Raw genomic sequence first — 276 nt, 5'->3', positions numbered from 1 at the left:
GGTTACGAAAAAGGCTCTATTGGATCAGCTAGTCGAATAAGAGACTACACACCTACCTTTGCAAAAGATTGGAAAAAACAAACAGGTAATGCGCAAGACCATATTCAGTTTATTAAAAACACTGTGTTTCCTTATATTGAGCAAAACTACCGAGCTAGTCACACACACAAAACCTACATAGGTAACTCGCTAGGCGGCTTATTAGGTGCCACTATTTTATTTACAGAGCCCGATTTATTTAGCCATTATATTATTGGTAGCCCGTCTGTTTGGTTT

1 protein-coding gene is annotated in these 276 nt (G+C 38.4%); it reads left to right on the top strand.

What is annotated here, in order from left to right; translation table 11 throughout:
- Positions 1 to 276, top strand: a 276-nt coding sequence (locus tag CWB62_RS18380) for an alpha/beta hydrolase-fold protein (RefSeq protein WP_249315608.1), incomplete at both ends; no start/stop codon positions are given.

Source organism: Pseudoalteromonas sp. S408 (genome assembly GCF_005886645.1).
Classification (GTDB): domain Bacteria; phylum Pseudomonadota; class Gammaproteobacteria; order Enterobacterales; family Alteromonadaceae; genus Pseudoalteromonas.
Note: the sequence above shows the minus strand (reverse complement) of the source record. Positions and strands in the feature narration are given on the sequence as shown.